Source organism: Thermovibrio ammonificans HB-1 (genome assembly GCF_000185805.1).
In the GTDB taxonomy this organism is placed as follows: Bacteria; Aquificota; Aquificia; order Desulfurobacteriales; family Desulfurobacteriaceae; genus Thermovibrio; species Thermovibrio ammonificans.
Genome location: NC_014926.1, coordinates 538,093 through 553,326, shown reverse-complemented (window position 1 = coordinate 553,326; position 15,234 = coordinate 538,093). Strand labels below are relative to the sequence as shown.

Here is a 15,234-nt window from a genome sequence, read left to right as displayed (position 1 = left end):
CCCCTAACGGTTTGATGAAAGCGGTTTCTATTTTATCAAGTGGAGCCCTTGCCCTGGCTTAGAGTCTCCACAGAAGGAAATCCTTAAACCGCTCCCTGTTGTAAATGCCCTTTACGTCTATGAGTATCGGAGGCTCCCCGAGAATGGAGCGGAAGAACTCGGGGGGAAGCTCTTTAAAGCTGTCGTGCTTAACCGCAACAACAACGGCGTCGTAAGGAGCTTCCGCCTCCACCGACTCTATAAGCTCAACGCCGTACTCCCGCTTAAACTCCTCTCCGTCGGCAACGGGGTCGTAAAGGAAAGCCTTCACACCGTAGGAGTTGAGCTCGTTATAGATATCTATAACCTTACTGTTCCTTACATCCTTCACGTTCTCCTTAAACGTTACGCCCATAACCAGAACTTTGGCGTTAAGAACCTGCTTACCGGCTTTTATCATCTGCTTAACGGTCTGTTCGGCAACAAACTTACCCATGTAGTCGTTAATCCGCCTGCCGGCAAGAATAACTTCGGGGTGATAGCCGAGCTCCTGGGCCTTAAAGGTAAGGTAGTAGGGGTCAACGCCTATACAGTGCCCTCCCACAAGGCCCGGCTCAAATTTCAGGAAGTTCCACTTGGTAGCCGCCGCCTCTATAACGTCTCGAGTATCTATTCCCATTCTGTGGAATATGAGGGCGAGTTCGTTCATAAGGGCTATGTTTAAGTCCCTTTGGGTGTTCTCTATAACCTTTGCGGCCTCTGCAGTTTTAATGTTGGGAGCCCTGTAAACGCCCGCCTCTATAACGGAACCGTAAACCTTTTCAAGGAGGTCTGCCGTTTCGTCGTCGCAGCCGGCAACCACCTTAACTATTTTCTCTATGGTGTGTTTTTTATCTCCGGGATTAACTCTCTCCGGGGAGTAGCCAACTTTAAACTCTTCCATGTACTTCAGCCCCGACTCCTTCTCCAGGAGCGGAACGCACACCTCCTCGGTAAGACCCGGGTAAACCGTAGATTCGTAAACAACCACCGTCCCGGGAACCATGTGTCTGCCAACTGTTTTCGTTGCAAGTTTCACAGGTCTTAAATCGGGTATGTTGTGCCTATCCACGGGAGTCGGAACGGTAACGATAATGAGGCGGCACCCTGAAAGCTCCTCCGGCTCGGTTGTAAACTCTACCGAGGCCTCCTCTATGGCCTCGCGGGAAACCTCACCGGTTTTATCGATGCCGGCCTTCAGCTGCGCAACCCTCTCCGGGTTTACGTCAAAACCGACAACTTTAAACTTTCTACCCAGGAGAACCGCCAAGGGAAGACCCACGTAACCTAAGCCTACAACCGCAACCTTTTCCCTTCCCGAGAGGAAATCTTCAAAAGTAGGAAACTCAACCATCTAACAACTCCCTGTAGAGTTTAAGGGTCTTTTCTGCTATTCGCTTTATATCAAACTCGGAGGCCGTCTGCCTGGCCCTCTCTTTCATCTTCCGGTTACGCAAGTTCTCCACCGCCAGCTCAAGACCCCGAACGAGAGACTTTACGCTTGAAGGCTCAACGGCTATACCGTTTTCAAGGTGCTTCAGGTAGCTTCTTATTCCGCCAACGTAAGAGGCAACAACAACCTTTTCCATGGCCATAGCCTGAAGCAGAGAGCCCGCAATTCCCTCGTTGAGTGAGGGGAAAACAAAGACATCTGCCCCTTTAAGCACCTGAGGGATATCACGGCGAAAGCCCAGGTGAAACACCCTGCCCACAAGCCCCAAGCTCTCTGTAAGCTCCCTTGCCTGCCGAGAGTCTGTATCCCTGCCGGCCAACGCAAGGTAGGCGTTAAGGCCCGTTTTATTCAGAAACTCCCTGAAAGCCGGCAGCAGAACGTGCTGCCCTTTAACGGAGGAGAAGTTTGCCACGTTGACAAACAGGAGAGCATCCGGGGGAAGGCCCAGTTCCTCTCTGAAACCGGACTCAACGGCCGGGTTAAACCTGTCCAGCTCCACTCCCGAAGGTATGTAGTGCACCTTCTTCCCAATCAGGGGGACGGAGCGGAGGTAGTCGAAGATGGCCGGGGAAACGGCAATAATCGCATCTGTAAAGAGGTTGTACTTTGTAAGGAGCGAGAAGGGGGAGAGCTTATAGGGAACCCTCCTGCTGTAAACCACCTTCGGCCTCCTGCCCGTAAAGGGAAGGGCACTCCACACGAACCAGTGTGCCTTTGAAATGTGGGTGTTTACAACATCGTAACCGGCCAAAATAGAGGCAAGGGCCTTCGCCTCTTTGAGGCTGAACTTTACGGTGTTGGGAAAGTAAACCCTCTTTATCCCGAGCTTCTCCGCCCTTTTGTCGAGCTCGGTTCCCGGGTAGGTAAGCAGGTGGGTCTCAACTCCCAGCCTGTTCATGTACTTTGCAAGGAGCAGGGCTTGTTCGGTGCCGCCGCTCCAGCCCCTTGCCGTTGTGGCCTGGAGAACTTTCATAGAAGCTCCCTTTCAATTTAAACTTAACCGGTAGTATAGCAGCGGAGGAGAGATGAAGGTTCTGATAATCCAGCTGAGGCAGCTCGGAGACGTTCTCCTTTCCACTCCCCTTGCAAGGGCACTAAAAGAGAAAGGGGTAAGGGTTCACTTTTTAACCTCGGAGGTGGGAAGGGATATAGTAGAGGGGAACCCGTTCATAGACGGCATTGAAACGCTAAAGGAGGGGAGCAGAGAGCTTCTCAAAACAGCGTTGGCCCTCAGAAAAGAGGGCTTCGACGCCGTTATAGACGCTCAGAGAACCGGACGTTCAAGGCTCATAACACTGCTATCGGGAGCTCCCCTTAGGGTGGCCTTTCGGAAGGAGAGGGGAAACCTCTTTTACAACAGGCTCGTAGAGTGGGAAAACAGGGGGTATACCGCCTGGGAGAGGCTGAAGCTCCTTGAGGGTTTAGGCCTAAAATTAGAGAGCTACCGTAACTACCTGCCGGAAATTTACAAGATACCGGAAAACCCCTTTAAGGGAAGGGAATACGCCGTTATAGTCCCTACCGCCAGAAAGAGCCACAAAATGTGGCCGGCCGAGAAGTTTGCGGAGCTCGCGGCAGAGCTCAGAAAAGAGATGGAAGTTATCGTTCTGTTCGGTCCGGGAGAGAGGGAAGCGGCCCTTAAGGTAAACGAACTTGCAGGGGGAGGACTCACAGTTCCCGAGAGCCCCTTCCCCATAAAGGCGGCAGCAGCCGTTATGAAGGGAGCCGGCGTAGTTATCGGCAACAACTCCTTTGCCCCCCACCTTGCGGTGGCGGTGGGCAGCAAGGTGGTTGTTATCGATAAAAAGCGTTCGGGCTGGTTCCCGCCCATCGAGAGGGTAAGGGAAGTTCACGGTAACAACTCCTTCCCCGAGGTTGAGCAGGTGAAAGAGGCGGTTGCCCAGCTACTGAACGGCTGAGAACTGAAGGTCTACAAGCTTTCTGTAGTCGGGAAGCTCCCTGTAGAGCTCTTCGTGGCTGCCCCTTGCAACCAGCTTCCCCTCCTTTAAAAAGAGTATCTCGTCGCTGTTTAAAACGGTAGAGAGCCTGTGGGCAACGGTGAGGAGTATCCGGTCCTTAAACTTCTCGTCTATGGCCTCCTGTATGGCCTTCTCGGTTTCAGAGTCGAGGGCACTTGTCGCCTCATCGAGAATCAGAAGGTCTGGGTCTTTTAAAACGGCCCTCGCTATTGCAATCCTCTGACGCTGTCCGCCCGAAAGTTCAATTCCCCCTTCACCTATGAGGGTGTAGTACTTCTGGGGAAGGCTCTCTATAAAGTCGTGAATCTGGGCGATTTTGGCTGCCTCTATCACCTCTTCCAAGGTGGCTCCGGGCTTGCCAACCGCAATGTTTTCAAAGATGGTTCCCCTGAAGAGAACAACCTCCTGCGAGACCATACCTATCCGTTTCCTGTAGGGAACAAGCTTTAGCTCTTTATAGTCGGTGCCGTTAACGAGAACCCTACCTTCCGTTGGGTCGAAGAAGCGGGGAATCAGGTTCACCAGCGTAGATTTACCGCTCCCGGAGCGGCCCACAACGGCGTACTTCTTGCCCCTCTCAAGGACAAAGGAGAGTCCCTTTAAAACCGCCCTTGAAGAGCCGGGGTACTTAAAGGAAACGGAGTCAAACTTCAGCCACTCTACCGGACCTTTAAGTTCAACGGCCCCGTCTTTTACAGAATACTCGTCGGGAAGGTCGAGTATTCTCTTTACCCTCTTTGCAACGGCAACCGACTGCTGAATCTTGTTGTAGTTCTGGCCGAGCTTCCTTATGGGCTCGTAAGCCATAATAAGGGCAACTATAAAGGAGAAAAAGGCCCCCGGGGTTGTGTGGCCGAGAACAACTTCTCTACCGCCGTAGAAGATGAGGAAACCTACAATCGCAGCCCCGGTAAGCTCAACCACGGGAGGGTAAATCCCCTCGACCAGTTTTATCTTCATAAACTCCCTGAGGTAGCGGGCGTTATCCTTCCTGAAGAGTTCAGAGAGTCTCTCCTCCAGGCCGAACAGCTTTATCTCCCGGGCGTTCCTGACGGCTTCAAAAAGGTGATTCGTAACAACGGCAAGTCTATCCTGCATCCTGTCGGTGTATCGCTTAATCCTCTTCCCTATCCGGGAGATAACAAAGCCTATAAGGGGCAACCCGACAAAGCCTATAAAGGCGAGCTTGTAGTCCTGGTAGAAGACAATCCCTATGAGCCCCAAGGCGGTGAGCAGGTTCCGCACGAACGTGGCTACCTGGCGGGAGGTGAAGTCCTGAAGGAGAGATGTGTCGTTTATAACTTTTGAGACGAAAGTGCCCGGAGGCTCCTTCAGAAAGTACTCAAGGGGAAGCCTTACAACCTTTTCGTAGAGCTCCTCCCTGAGGGAGGCAACAACCCTCTGGCCCAGGTAGGCCATTGTGTAGTAGTTCACAAAGAAAACAACCCCTTTAAAAAGAACAAGCAGGAACAGAATCAGGGGAATCAGTCTAACCATGTGGGCGTCGCGCTCCACAAAAACGGTGTTGATAACCACCTTAACGAAGTAGGCAAGGTAGGAGGTTATCGCGGCGTTGAGCAGAAGCGTAACAACCGCCACGAGAACGAGCAGCTTTAAAGGTCTCAGGTATTTAAAAAGCCAGGTGGGAAAGTCTCTCATCTCAACCCCCTTAAAGTGCGTAAAGGAGAGAGCGGCTCAAGAGCCACACGGGGCCTTTTGTATCCCCGACGGCAAGCCGTTTAACACGGCAGAGGTTACCCGGCCTGTTCCACCCTCTCTCGGTGGTGAAGCACGCCCTGTAGCCCAAAGTCCGGGCAAGCTTAACCAACTGCTCGCTGTAGATACCCCAAGGCCAGGCAACGGCCTCGACCTTAGTGCCGAGCTTGCTCTCGAGGAGCTCTCTTGAGAGCTTCAGTTCCCTCCGGGCCTCCTCAAGGTCTTCAACGAGCAGACTTGTCAGCGGCGTACCCGGAGAAACCTCCCGGCTCAAAGAGAAGACCCTCCAGTCTCCGGGAGGCTTAAAGGGCTTACCGCCACCTAATGCCGCCCTGTGGCTGTAACCGTGGGACTGAACGCTTACAAGGCCCGAGGCCGTTAGGCGGCGAAGCTCTCCCCACGACAGAAAAGCAGAGTTATCTCCCTCTTTAAAAGAGCGCCTGTAAGCTTCTACAGTTGAAACCTCTGAATCAGACGAGAGGTCCCTTACCTCATCGGAGCCGTAAACCCTTCCGGGAGGCACAAAGAGCACAGAGGGAACCCCGTAACGCTTAAGGAGGGGAAAGGCGTAACGGTAGAAGTCGTAAAAGCCGTCGTCGAAGGTCACCAGCAAGGAAGAAAATGGCCACCTACCAAACAAAAACTCATCGAAGCTCAAAGGCCTGAACACCCTGGTAACTACCTTCAGGTGCTCCTCAAACAGCCTCGGATGAACACCGAAACGGGGGTGGACCCTATGGTAAAGGAGAACCGTACAGCCCATCAAAACAGCACCCTCTCTCGGGGCAGTTTACCCGACAGAAGAGAGTCGTAGAAGTTTAAAAGCCTGCCGACGTAGCGGTCAACAGTTAAACCGGAAGCAACGGCCCTTGCCCGCTCCGAGAGCTCAAAGTAGAGCTTCGGCTCCGAAAGCAGCCTATCCATAGCCCGGGCGAAGGAGTCAACCTCCGAAGGGACAACTATCGAAGCTTCAGACAATATCTCCTTACTGGGAACGGCGGGCGTAATAACGGCCGGCAGGCCGAAATAGGCAGCCTCAAGGTGGGCAATCGACAGCCCTTCATACTCGGAAGGAACGAGCAGAGCGTAGGAAAGGGACAAAACAGAGGCCACATCTTTCCTGTAGCCGAGGAAAAAGACCCTCCCTTCCAGGGAGAGACTCCGGGTAAGCTCCTTGAGCCTATCCATCTCGCCGCCCTCACCCACAACTGCGAGAACCGCATCCGGATGCTTACCGGATATCAACTTTAATGCCCTAATGGCAACATCGTAACGCTTCTGAGGAACGAGCCTGCCCAAACAGAGGAAAACCCTCTTGCCCTTAAGGAAAGCAAGCTCAGGGGAAGGACGGGGCTTGAGCCTTTCCGGGTTGATACAGTTGTAGAAAACGTAGTTGGGCCTCTTAAAGAGGTTGTGCTCCCGCTCAACGTAGTCGTAAACGGCTTTTGAAACCGAGAGGAAAGCGTCGGTTCTATAAGAGAGTAATCTGTTGAAGAGCCTGCGTTCAAATCGCTTTTCCCGTTTTATGTTGTGAATGTGAGTAACCACCTTTACGCCACGGTTGAAAAGGAGGGCAAGCCGGGAAAAGTAATCCCCTGAGAACTGCATAGAGTGGACGATGGAAGCTCCCTCCTCCTCGACAAGCCTCTTCAGCCTCACCGCAGTGGGGAGGGAGAAGGTTTTTATATCCTTTAACCCCGAGCCGAGGTTAACAATCGGGATTCTGGCCTCCATGAACTCGGGGAGCTTCTGCCCGGTTCCGGAAAGGTTAACAACCTTAAACCGAACCCCGAGCTCCTGCAGCCGCCGGCAGATGTCAAAGAGTAAATTCTCTATACCGCCAAAGGGCAAACCGCCTACAACGTAGAGAATCCTCACCGACCCTCCGGATTGTTTGCTACAGTTAACTTAACCCAAAAGAGCGCGGGGGCAAATGAAGTTCAGGGTGGTCGTTAGAAGGCTCAGCAGCTACGGCGGAGCCGAGTTCATAGCGCTGAGGTTCGCAAACTACCTACACAAAAGGGGGCTCCTGGAAGAGGTTGTATGCGGCGTCAAGGAGGTAGAAGTCCCCTTCAAAGTAACCGAGCTCGGTTACTTAAAACCGGGTAGGTTTTTAAAAACTCTTTCCTTCCAGAAGAGAGCAGTTAAATACCTGAAAACCAAAGAGACCGTAAACTTCGCCTTCTCCAAAGTTCCCCACTGCCACGTCTACAGGAACGGAGGAGGAACCCACCTGGGGTTCTTAGAGGGCTCTCTGAAGGCCCTTCCTCCGGCAAGAAGGCTAATAAAAAAACTCACCCGAAGCCTAAACCCCGTTAACTACTTCAACCCCATCTTAGAGGGAGAGATATTCAGAAGCTCAAAAGTGATAATAGCCATCTCCTCAAAAGTAAAAGAGGAAGTTATCAAGTTCTACGGCAGAGAGCTCCTTAACAAAATCTACACCGTTCCCAACCCGGTAGACCTAAACCGGTTCAACAGGGAAGCAAAGGAGAAACTGCGAAAATCGGGAAGGGAACTCGTAGGCTTTAGAGAGGGGCGCTTCGTCCTCGGGTTTGCATCCTCAAACTTTACACTAAAGGGGCTGAAACAACTCATAGAAGCCCTTGCCATGTTGCCGAAAGATGTAACCCTTGCAGTAGCAGGGGGAAGAAACCCCAAGAGCTTCCTAAAACTGGCAGAGAAACTGGACGTAGCCGATAGAGTCCACTTCCTCGGCAAAGTGAACAGAATGGAGACCTTCTACGCCGGCATAGACCTGCTCGTCCACCCGTCGTTCTACGACACCTTCGCAAACGTGGTCACCGAAGCCCTTGCAACCGGAACGCCGGTAATCTGCTCCCGGGAAACGGGGGCCGCAGAGTTCATAACGGAAGGGGTTTCGGGCTTCATCCTCAAGGAGATAACGCCCGAGGAGATAGCGGAAAAAGTGGAGGCCGCACTGCCGAAAAAATGGGACTTCAACGTGAAACTGCCCACAGACGAAGAGGTATTCAGTCGCTACGTCTCCTTAGGAGAGCGTAGTTTATCCCGAGGCTAAAGAGAACCGCCGTTTGGACCTCGGCATCTGTAAAGTTGTTCTCGAAGAAGCCGGCGGCAAGGAAGCCAAGGTAACCGGCTGCAAACACAAGGTAGATAATTTTCTCCCTCTGCCAGAATGCACGGAAGTTCTCAAAAAGGGCGTAACCCCAAAAGTACAGGTAGGCCAAAAGCCCGAGCAAACCGTACTTCGACAGGAACTTCAGGTATATGTTATGGGAGAGTCCGTTATGGAGCCTCCTTACGTAGCCGTTACCTTCACACACCTTACGGGGGTAGAACTTCAAACAGGCCTCATACCCCTCCTTAAGGGCAATCTCCTCTGCCCTGTCGCCGGTGCCGAGTAGCAGGTCGGGCAGGGTGTAGTCTCTTTTAAAGGCGGTTAGGTAGGCCGTCCATATCGCAAGCCTATCGGTGTTGCTGCCGTTGGTTGTTGTGTTGCCTATGCTCTCAAACCGGTGTCTCAGCTGGGGAATCGAGAAAAGGGAAATGGCAAAAAGCCCAAAGAGAACAAGCGAAACAACCGCAAACCTCCTGTACTTCGCCTTTAGAAGGGAAACGAGGAAAAGGACGGCGAAAAAGACGAAAGTACCGACCCAGTAAGACCTGCTCTGGCTCAGAACCACCCCCAGAAGGGCAAGGGCAGAGAAGATGGAGAAAAGCCTGTTTTTAAAGAGTCGGTAGAGTGCAAGGTGCAGGAAAAAGAGGGTAAACAAAACCCCACCGGTTGTAAGGGGGTGATTAAGAAGCCCTTTGGCCCTTATAAGGGCAGTATGCAGCTGAAGGTGCGAGAAATCAACGTGTTTAACGTTCTGCCAGGTAACAGCCTCAAAGAGCTGGGATAGAACCATTAAGGCCGTTGAAAAGCCAAGAAGGTATCCCACCTTTTTCAGAAAGTCCCTATCCAGAGCACACCTAAAACCGACAAAGTAGGAAAGGAGGTAGAGCTTCAAATCCGTTGCCTTAAAAATCCTGCCCAGGTTCAACAAGTAGTGCCAAACTTCCGCAGCGAGCAGGAAGCCGAGAGGCCTAAGGGGAGGTAACGGTGAAAGTGCGCCCGAGAAGGCAAGCAGAAGAAAGCCCAAAAGGCCCAAAACAGCGGCACCGTTGTCCAGCGCAACAGAGGTGGGAATTGCAACCGCGAAAAGAAGGGCAGAAACCTTAACCAGGAGCTCTCCAAAGCGCTCAGCAGCCGGAGAGGCGCTCTTTAATCTCCCTTGCGTTGACAAAGGGGTCCCCCTTCTCAAAAAGTGCCCTCACAACGGCAACCCCTGCAGGTTTACACCTGCACACATCTTCAAGGTTCGAGGGGTTAATACCGCCGATTGCGACAACCGGAAGCTCCGAAAGCTCCACGGCCCTGCACAGAAGCTCTACGCCGGTTACCGGGTCGGGGTTCTCTTTAGTGGTGGTAGGGAAAACCGGGCCGAAACCGATATAATCGAGAAACTCCTTCTTTTCGTTGGCTTCCCTTACCTGCTCCAAGTTGTGGGTAGAGAGCCCAACTATAAATTCCTCACCGGCTATTCCCTTAACAAGCTCGAAGGGAAGGTCGCTCTGGCCCAAGTGAACGCCGTCTGCTTCAACTGCAAGGGCAAGGTCGAGCCTGTCGTTCACTATAAAAACGGCGTCGTGGTTACGGGTGGCCTCCCGCACAAGCAGGGCCTCCTCGTACATCTCCCGGGCACTCTTCCTCTTGGCCCTGTACTGGATTACCTTTGCACCGCCGAGAATCGCCCTCTCAACGGCTTCAACTATATTAAAAGGGTTGAGGAAGCGCTCGTCGGTAATTCCGTAGAGGAAGGGAGTTTCGGGAGGGAACTCAACCACTGGACTCTACTCCGGCGGGTTATGTTAATGGTAGGGCCGAGGGGTTTCGAACCCCTGACCTCCACCGCGTCAAGGTGGCGCTCTCCCGCTGAGCTACGGCCCTACGTACGTCGGTGCCTAATATAGGTAAGCCAAAGGCCCAGTGTCAACCCCTACTGGGCCTGAGCTGCAAGCTCCTTCTCAAGCTTGGCAACTGCAGAAGCAACCCTGGACTGCCTGCGGGCAGCTTCGTTCTTGTGAATCGCTCCCCTTGCGGCGGCACGCTCTATCCACTTCATAGCAACTTTGAGCTGCTCTTTGGCAAGCTCAAGGTTCTTCTCCTCAACTGCTTGGAGAACCTTCTTAGCCTCTGTCTTCATCCTGCGCACGTAGTACCTGTTCCTCTGCCTGCGCTTTATGCTCTGACGGAGCCTCTTCTTAGCAGACTTAGTGTTTGGCATTCCGCTCCTCCAAACCCTCTTTTGTTTGCGGAGTGAAGTTTATAGCAAAGAGTGTTTAAAGGCAAGCCCTACTGTTTTATAATGGAAACCGCTCTCTAACAAAGGAAATTTCGGAGGAGAAAGGTGCTGGAACCGGGAACAGAAGCGCCGGATTTCTGCCTACCCAGCGATTCAGGCACACAGGTGTGCCTTAAAGAGCTCAGAGGGAAGTGGGTTGTTCTATACTTTTACCCCAAAGACAACACCCCAGGCTGCACAAAAGAGGCCGAAAGCTTCACCCAGTTGCTGCCGGAATTTGAAAAGGAGGGAGCGGTTGTTCTGGGCGTCAGCCCCGACTCTGTAGAGAGCCACAAAAAGTTCAAGGAGAAAAAGGGGCTTAAGGTTACCCTCTTAAGCGACCCGGAGAAGGAAGTGATATCGGCCTACGGAGCGTGGCAGAAGAAAAAGATGTACGGCAGGGAGTTTATGGGGGTTGTAAGGAGCACCTACCTGATAGACCCGGAAGGGAAAGTTGCCCACGTGTGGAAAAAGGTAAGAGTGAAAGACCACGCCGAGTCGGTTCTTAAAAAACTGAAAGAACTTAAAGAGAGGGAGGAGTGATGAGAAAACTGCTGGTACTCACGGCACTTCTGGCCGTTCCCGCAGCGGCAAACGCAATAGAGATATCTGCGGGAGTCGGCGCCTGGCGCGAAAACCCCAGCGGTTGGGTTGAGTACGTAGACACAAACACCTACGGCACCACAAAGACCAAAGTAGACGTAGACAGCGACCTTAATCTGAGCACGAAGACAAGAGGAGAGGGGTGGTTTAAAATCTCCGGCATCCCGCTACTGCCAGACATAAAGGTGAGCTACACACAGATGAAGTTCTCCGGCAGCGGAATCGTTAACTCATCGTTTACCTTCGGAAAAATCACAGTTCCCACAAAGTCTTACGTTGAGTCTAAGCTCCGGGCAAACCAGGTGGACGCTACCTTAACCTACGGAGTGCCCTTCCTGAGCACGGTTACCGCCGGAAAGGTTAAGGCAAACTTTGGTCTCAACCTGAAAATCATAGACGGCTACATCAAGGTGAGGTATACAAACCCTACAGCCGGAACGGGAGAGGACTCAAAGTCTAAAACCATTCCCGTCCCGATGCTCCACCTGGACGGCGAAATCAGGCCGATAGACCTCATCGGAGTGTCTGCAAGCGGCAACTGGATAGGTTACAGCGGTAACCAGTTCTACGAGTACACCCTTGAGGCAAAGGTTTACCCGATACCCCACGGATTTGTGGGTGTAGGCTACAGGTATCAGCGCTTGAAAATAGACGATATCGGAGGCGTCTCCTCCGACCTCAAGGTTAAGGGTGCCTTTGCCGAAGCCGGATTCTACTTCTAAAGAGGAGGCCTATGAACCGGGCGATAAGGGAGCTTAAAAGCTACCCGATGGACAGGCTCAACAGGGCCAAAGAGGAGATAAAGAGAAAGGGACTTAAGCTGTTCGACTTCGGAACCGGAGACCCAAAGGAGCCCACTCCTTCCTTTATCAGAGAGGCCCTCATAAGGGCCGTTCCCGAGGTGAGCCAGTACCCGACGGTTAAGGGAAGGAAGGAGCTTCGGGAGGCGGCAGCCGGCTGGGTAAAAAGGCGCTTCGGGGTTGAGCTCAACCCCGAAGCGGAGGTGATTCCAACGGCCGGCTCAAAAGAGGCGATATTCCACCTACCCCTCGTTTTTATAGAGGCCGAAAGCGACAAGCGGAAAGTTGTGTTCGGGACTCCGGCCTACCCGGTTTACCTGCGGGGGACTCTGTTTGCAGGCGGGGAGCCCCACCCGGTTGAGTTAAAGTTCGAGGAGAACTTCCTGCTGAGGCTCGACAAGCTCCCCCGCTCGCTCCTTGAGGAGACGCGGATAGTCTGGATTAACTACCCCCACAATCCCACGGGGGCATCGGCACCGTTAAGCTACTTTGAAGAGGTTTACGGCATATGCCGTGAGCACGGGATAATACTGTGCTCGGACGAGTGCTACGTAGACATTTACTTTACCGAGCCCCCTCCGTCGGTGCTCCAGGTGGGGAAGGAGGGGGTTCTGGCGTTCCACTCCCTCTCCAAGAGAAGCGGGATGACCGGCTACCGCTCCGGGTTCGTCGCGGGAGACGGGAAGCTCGTTCAGGAGTACCTGAAGTACCGCTCCTCCTTCGGGGTGGCCTCTCAGGACTTCGTTCAGGCGGCGGCAACAGCGGCCTGGAGCGACGACGGTCACGTTGAGGAGAGGAGGAGGATATTCAAGGAGAAAGCCAAAGTTTTCTCCGAGTTCTTCAAAGAGATAGGCTTAGAGTTTTTACCGGCCGAAGCAACCTTCTACCTGTGGGTTAAAACCCCCAAAGGGGTTTCGGGGGAGAAGTACGCACTCCACCTGCTTAAGTACGGCATAGTGGTATCTCCGGGTGAGTTCTTCGGCAGGGGCGGAGAAGGGTTCTTCAGGATAGCCCTCGTTCCCACTCTTTCGGAGTGTAAAGAGGCCGTAGAGGTGTGGCGCAGAGCACACGCAGAGTTTGAGAGGGTGAGACGTTGAGAATAAGGGAGAAGAGGAAACCCCTCATAGCCGACATCAACCTCTCTCCGATACTGGACCTCTCGCTGATGTTGATTATTTTCCTTGCGGTTACCACCGAGTTTATCTCGGGCGGCGAGATAAAGGTCCAGGTTCCAAAAGGGGGCGCCGCAATAGAGGCAACCGGAGAGGTTGTAAAAGTGGTTATGGACAAGGAGGGGAGAATCTACTACAAGGGAAAGGTGTTTAAAGACCCCCTGCAGCTCGCCCGGGCCCTCCCGAAGGGCAGGGAGGTGTTCATAAAGGCCGACAGGGAAACGCCCTACCAGTTCGTATTCACGCTCCTTGACACTCTGAGAAAAGCCGGTTTCAGGAAGGTGGCACTCGTTGGACAGAGAGTTAAGTAAGTGCAGCTTCAAGGTAAGGGGAGCAGAGGAGACGAAAAAGCTGGGGGAGCTCTTTGCGAAGCTCCTACCTAAAGGTGCCGTAGTGGTTCTGAGGGGGGAGCTCGGCTGCGGAAAGACAACTTTCGTTAAGGGGGTGGCAAGGGCCCTGGGCATAGAAGAAGACGAGGTAACCTCCCCCACTTTCACAATTGTCAACGAGTTTGAGAAGCTGGTTCACGGCGACCTCTACAGGGTTTCGGACCCCGAGGAGCTCCTATTTGCAGGAGCCGACCAGTTCCTTGAGGACGAGAGGTTGAAGCTATTTGAGTGGGGAGACCCGATTGAGTCGCTGACGGAGGTGACTGCAGCGGTTGAGTGCCGCGGCAGCGGAGATTCAAGGCAATTCACCATATACGACTTTACAGGTAAAATCTGCCCCAAACTTAAACGGCTTTGGGAGGAGCTATGTCGAGAATAGTAGATGTAAGGGCAAGGGAGATTCTTGACTCAAGGGGAAATCCGACCGTAGAGGTAGAGGTTACACTCGAGAGCGGAGTTAAGGCAAGGGCCGCCGTTCCGAGCGGAGCTTCAACCGGCGAGAAGGAGGCCCTTGAGCTGAGGGACAAAGACCCCAAGCGCTACATGGGTAAGGGCGTTTTAAAGGCCGTAAAGAACGTTAACGAGGTTATAGCCCCCGAGCTCATCGGTGTTGAGTCTACCGACCAGGTGAACATAGACAGGCTGATGATTGAGCTCGACGGCACACCCAACAAGAGCAAGCTGGGCGCCAACGCAATCCTCGGCGTCTCCATGGCGGTGTGCAGGGCTTCTGCAATGGAGCTCGACCTGCCGCTCTTCAGGTACATAGGGGGAAGCAACGCCAAAGAGCTTCCCGTCCCCATGATGAACATCCTCAACGGCGGCGTCCACGCCGACAACAACGTTGACCTTCAGGAGTTCATGATTATGCCCGTGGGCGGCGGCTGCTACAGGGAGGCCCTGAGGATAGGTGTAGAGGTTTACCACACCTTAAAGAAGGTTCTCAAGCGTATGGGTCACTCCACAAACGTAGGTGACGAAGGCGGGTTCGCCCCCAACCTCTCCTCCAACGAGGAGGCGGTTCAGGTAATACTCAGGGCCATAGAGGAGGCCGGCTACACACCCGGAGAGGACGTTCTCCTGGCAATAGACGCAGCCTCTTCCGAGTTTTACAAGGGTGAGGGCATCTACGAGCTTGCCGGCGAGGGCAAGCGCCTCTCAAGAGAGGAGCTCGTAGACTTCTACAGGAAGCTGGTAGAGAAGTACCCGATAATCTCCATAGAGGACGGAATGGCCGAAGACGACTACGAGGGGTGGAAGCTCCTCACTGCGGCCCTGGGAGATAAAGTTCAGCTCGTAGGAGACGACGTTTTCTGTACCAACACCGAGCTCCTCAGGATAGGCATAAAGGAGGGCTTTGCAAACTCCATACTCATAAAGCTCAACCAGATAGGAACGGTAACAGAAACCCTTGACGCAATAGAGATGGCAAAGAGGGCAAACTACACCGCTGTTGTCTCCCACCGCTCCGGAGAGACCGAAGACCCCTTCATAGCCGACCTTGCAGTGGCCGTAAACAGCGGCCAGATAAAGACCGGTGCCCCCGCCCGCAGCGAGAGGAACGCAAAGTACAACCAGCTCCTCAGAATCGAGGAGACCTTAGGCCCTGCAGCCCTCTTCAGGGGCGTTGACGTCTTCTACAACCTGGAGTTCTAACCTCGGGCCCCTTCGGGGGCCTTACACGATTCTAATATTGCAATTTTCAGACTCCAGTCTAAATTTCCCCTCCAAACCGAAA

General features: G+C 53.3%; 16 protein-coding genes and 1 tRNA gene. 8 read left to right on the top strand and 9 right to left on the bottom strand.

From position 1 onward, the window contains the following. Positions 1-58 precede the first annotated feature (58 nt). Both THEAM_RS03055 and THEAM_RS03050 read right to left on the bottom strand, forming a co-directional pair. On the bottom strand, positions 59-1,372 hold the full coding sequence (locus THEAM_RS03055; RefSeq protein ID WP_013537359.1) for a nucleotide sugar dehydrogenase: 1,314 nt from the start codon (positions 1,370-1,372) through the stop codon (positions 59-61). Further along, entirely contained in the window at positions 1,365-2,444 is a 1,080-nt protein-coding gene (locus THEAM_RS03050) for a glycosyltransferase family 4 protein (RefSeq protein WP_013537358.1), read from the bottom strand. The genes THEAM_RS03055 and THEAM_RS03050 overlap by 8 nt, the downstream gene beginning before the upstream one ends. Positions 2,445-2,496: 52 nt before the next feature. On the opposite strand from THEAM_RS03050, the gene THEAM_RS03045 reads away from it, so the two are divergent. Then, on the top strand, positions 2,497-3,390 hold the full coding sequence (locus THEAM_RS03045; RefSeq protein WP_013537357.1) for a glycosyltransferase family 9 protein: 894 nt from the start codon (positions 2,497-2,499) through the stop codon (positions 3,388-3,390). On the opposite strand, the gene THEAM_RS03040 is transcribed toward THEAM_RS03045, so the two are convergent. Genes THEAM_RS03040 through THEAM_RS03030 form a run of 3 tightly spaced genes read right to left on the bottom strand, consistent with a single transcriptional unit; the run spans position 3,376 to position 7,044 of the window. Next, positions 3,376-5,109 (bottom strand): ABC transporter ATP-binding protein, encoded by a 1,734-nt coding sequence (locus THEAM_RS03040; RefSeq protein ID WP_013537356.1) that lies wholly within the window; start codon positions 5,107-5,109, stop codon positions 3,376-3,378. The two genes, THEAM_RS03045 and THEAM_RS03040, sit on opposite strands and share 15 nt — an antisense overlap. A 10-nt stretch (positions 5,110-5,119) precedes the next feature. Then, positions 5,120-5,929, bottom strand: a complete 810-nt coding sequence (locus THEAM_RS03035) for a polysaccharide deacetylase family protein (protein WP_013537355.1) — start codon at positions 5,927-5,929, stop codon at positions 5,120-5,122. After that, positions 5,929-7,044, bottom strand: a complete 1,116-nt coding sequence (locus THEAM_RS03030) for a glycosyltransferase (protein WP_013537354.1) — start codon at positions 7,042-7,044, stop codon at positions 5,929-5,931. Before THEAM_RS03030 ends, THEAM_RS03035 begins: the two co-directional genes overlap by 1 nt. A gap of 55 nt (positions 7,045-7,099) precedes the next feature. Between THEAM_RS03030 and THEAM_RS03025 the strand changes: the two genes are divergently transcribed. Then, on the top strand, positions 7,100-8,206 hold the full coding sequence (locus THEAM_RS03025) for a glycosyltransferase family 4 protein (RefSeq protein ID WP_013537353.1): 1,107 nt from the start codon (positions 7,100-7,102) through the stop codon (positions 8,204-8,206). Here THEAM_RS03025 and THEAM_RS03020 read toward each other — a convergent pair. From THEAM_RS03020 to rpsT, 4 genes are all read right to left on the bottom strand, one after another. Then, positions 8,160-9,434 (bottom strand): O-antigen ligase family protein, encoded by a 1,275-nt coding sequence (locus tag THEAM_RS03020; RefSeq protein WP_013537352.1) that lies wholly within the window; start codon positions 9,432-9,434, stop codon positions 8,160-8,162. The genes THEAM_RS03025 and THEAM_RS03020 overlap by 47 nt on opposite strands. After that, positions 9,391-10,035 carry a thiamine phosphate synthase gene (gene thiE / locus THEAM_RS03015; RefSeq protein ID WP_013537351.1) on the bottom strand — a complete coding sequence of 215 codons (645 nt, stop codon included), beginning with the start codon at positions 10,033-10,035 and terminating at the stop codon, positions 9,391-9,393. The genes THEAM_RS03020 and thiE overlap by 44 nt, the downstream gene beginning before the upstream one ends. Positions 10,036-10,063: 28 nt before the next feature. Further along, positions 10,064-10,138 (bottom strand) — tRNA-Val (locus tag THEAM_RS03010). 49 nt (positions 10,139-10,187) lie between these two features. Further along, positions 10,188-10,475, bottom strand: a complete 288-nt coding sequence (gene rpsT, locus THEAM_RS03005; protein ID WP_013537350.1) for a 30S ribosomal protein S20 — start codon at positions 10,473-10,475, stop codon at positions 10,188-10,190. 123 nt (positions 10,476-10,598) lie between these two features. Between rpsT and bcp the strand changes: the two genes are divergently transcribed. The 6 genes from bcp to eno are packed head-to-tail and all read left to right on the top strand — an operon-like array spanning position 10,599 to position 15,152. Then, entirely contained in the window at positions 10,599-11,075 is a 477-nt protein-coding gene (bcp, locus tag THEAM_RS03000) for a thioredoxin-dependent thiol peroxidase (protein WP_013537349.1), read from the top strand. Next, positions 11,075-11,857: a TIGR04219 family outer membrane beta-barrel protein gene (locus THEAM_RS02995; RefSeq protein ID WP_013537348.1), complete on the top strand. Its 783-nt coding sequence runs from the start codon at positions 11,075-11,077 to the stop codon at positions 11,855-11,857. The genes bcp and THEAM_RS02995 overlap by 1 nt, the downstream gene beginning before the upstream one ends. 11 nt (positions 11,858-11,868) lie before the next feature. Next, positions 11,869-13,032, top strand: a complete 1,164-nt coding sequence (gene dapC / locus THEAM_RS02990) for a succinyldiaminopimelate transaminase (protein WP_013537347.1) — start codon at positions 11,869-11,871, stop codon at positions 13,030-13,032. Next, on the top strand, positions 13,029-13,418 hold the full coding sequence (locus THEAM_RS02985) for an ExbD/TolR family protein (RefSeq protein ID WP_013537346.1): 390 nt from the start codon (positions 13,029-13,031) through the stop codon (positions 13,416-13,418). Before dapC ends, THEAM_RS02985 begins: the two co-directional genes overlap by 4 nt. Next, a complete protein-coding gene (gene tsaE / locus THEAM_RS02980) occupies positions 13,399-13,875 on the top strand; it encodes a tRNA (adenosine(37)-N6)-threonylcarbamoyltransferase complex ATPase subunit type 1 TsaE (protein ID WP_013537345.1) in 477 nt (158 codons plus the stop codon). Before THEAM_RS02985 ends, tsaE begins: the two co-directional genes overlap by 20 nt. Then, positions 13,863-15,152 carry a phosphopyruvate hydratase gene (gene eno / locus THEAM_RS02975; protein ID WP_013537344.1) on the top strand — a complete coding sequence of 430 codons (1,290 nt, stop codon included), beginning with the start codon at positions 13,863-13,865 and terminating at the stop codon, positions 15,150-15,152. Before tsaE ends, eno begins: the two co-directional genes overlap by 13 nt. Positions 15,153-15,234: the final 82 nt, after the last annotated feature.

Bases quoted from the DNA above. Each gene is read 5' to 3' on its own strand.
- THEAM_RS03055 (WP_013537359.1), bottom strand. From the start codon at position 1,372: ATGGTTGAGTTTCCTACTTTTGAAGATTTCCTCTCGGGAAGGGAAAAG.
- THEAM_RS03050 (WP_013537358.1), bottom strand. From the start codon at position 2,444: ATGAAAGTTCTCCAGGCCACAACGGCAAGGGGCTGGAGCGGCGGCACC.
- THEAM_RS03045 (WP_013537357.1), top strand. From the start codon at position 2,497: ATGAAGGTTCTGATAATCCAGCTGAGGCAGCTCGGAGACGTTCTCCTT.
- THEAM_RS03040 (WP_013537356.1), bottom strand. From the start codon at position 5,109: ATGAGAGACTTTCCCACCTGGCTTTTTAAATACCTGAGACCTTTAAAG.
- THEAM_RS03035 (WP_013537355.1), bottom strand. From the start codon at position 5,929: ATGGGCTGTACGGTTCTCCTTTACCATAGGGTCCACCCCCGTTTCGGT.
- THEAM_RS03025 (WP_013537353.1), top strand. From the start codon at position 7,100: ATGAAGTTCAGGGTGGTCGTTAGAAGGCTCAGCAGCTACGGCGGAGCC.
- rpsT (WP_013537350.1), bottom strand. From the start codon at position 10,475: ATGCCAAACACTAAGTCTGCTAAGAAGAGGCTCCGTCAGAGCATAAAG.
- THEAM_RS02995 (WP_013537348.1), top strand. From the start codon at position 11,075: ATGAGAAAACTGCTGGTACTCACGGCACTTCTGGCCGTTCCCGCAGCG.
- dapC (WP_013537347.1), top strand. From the start codon at position 11,869: ATGAACCGGGCGATAAGGGAGCTTAAAAGCTACCCGATGGACAGGCTC.
- eno (WP_013537344.1), top strand. From the start codon at position 13,863: ATGTCGAGAATAGTAGATGTAAGGGCAAGGGAGATTCTTGACTCAAGG.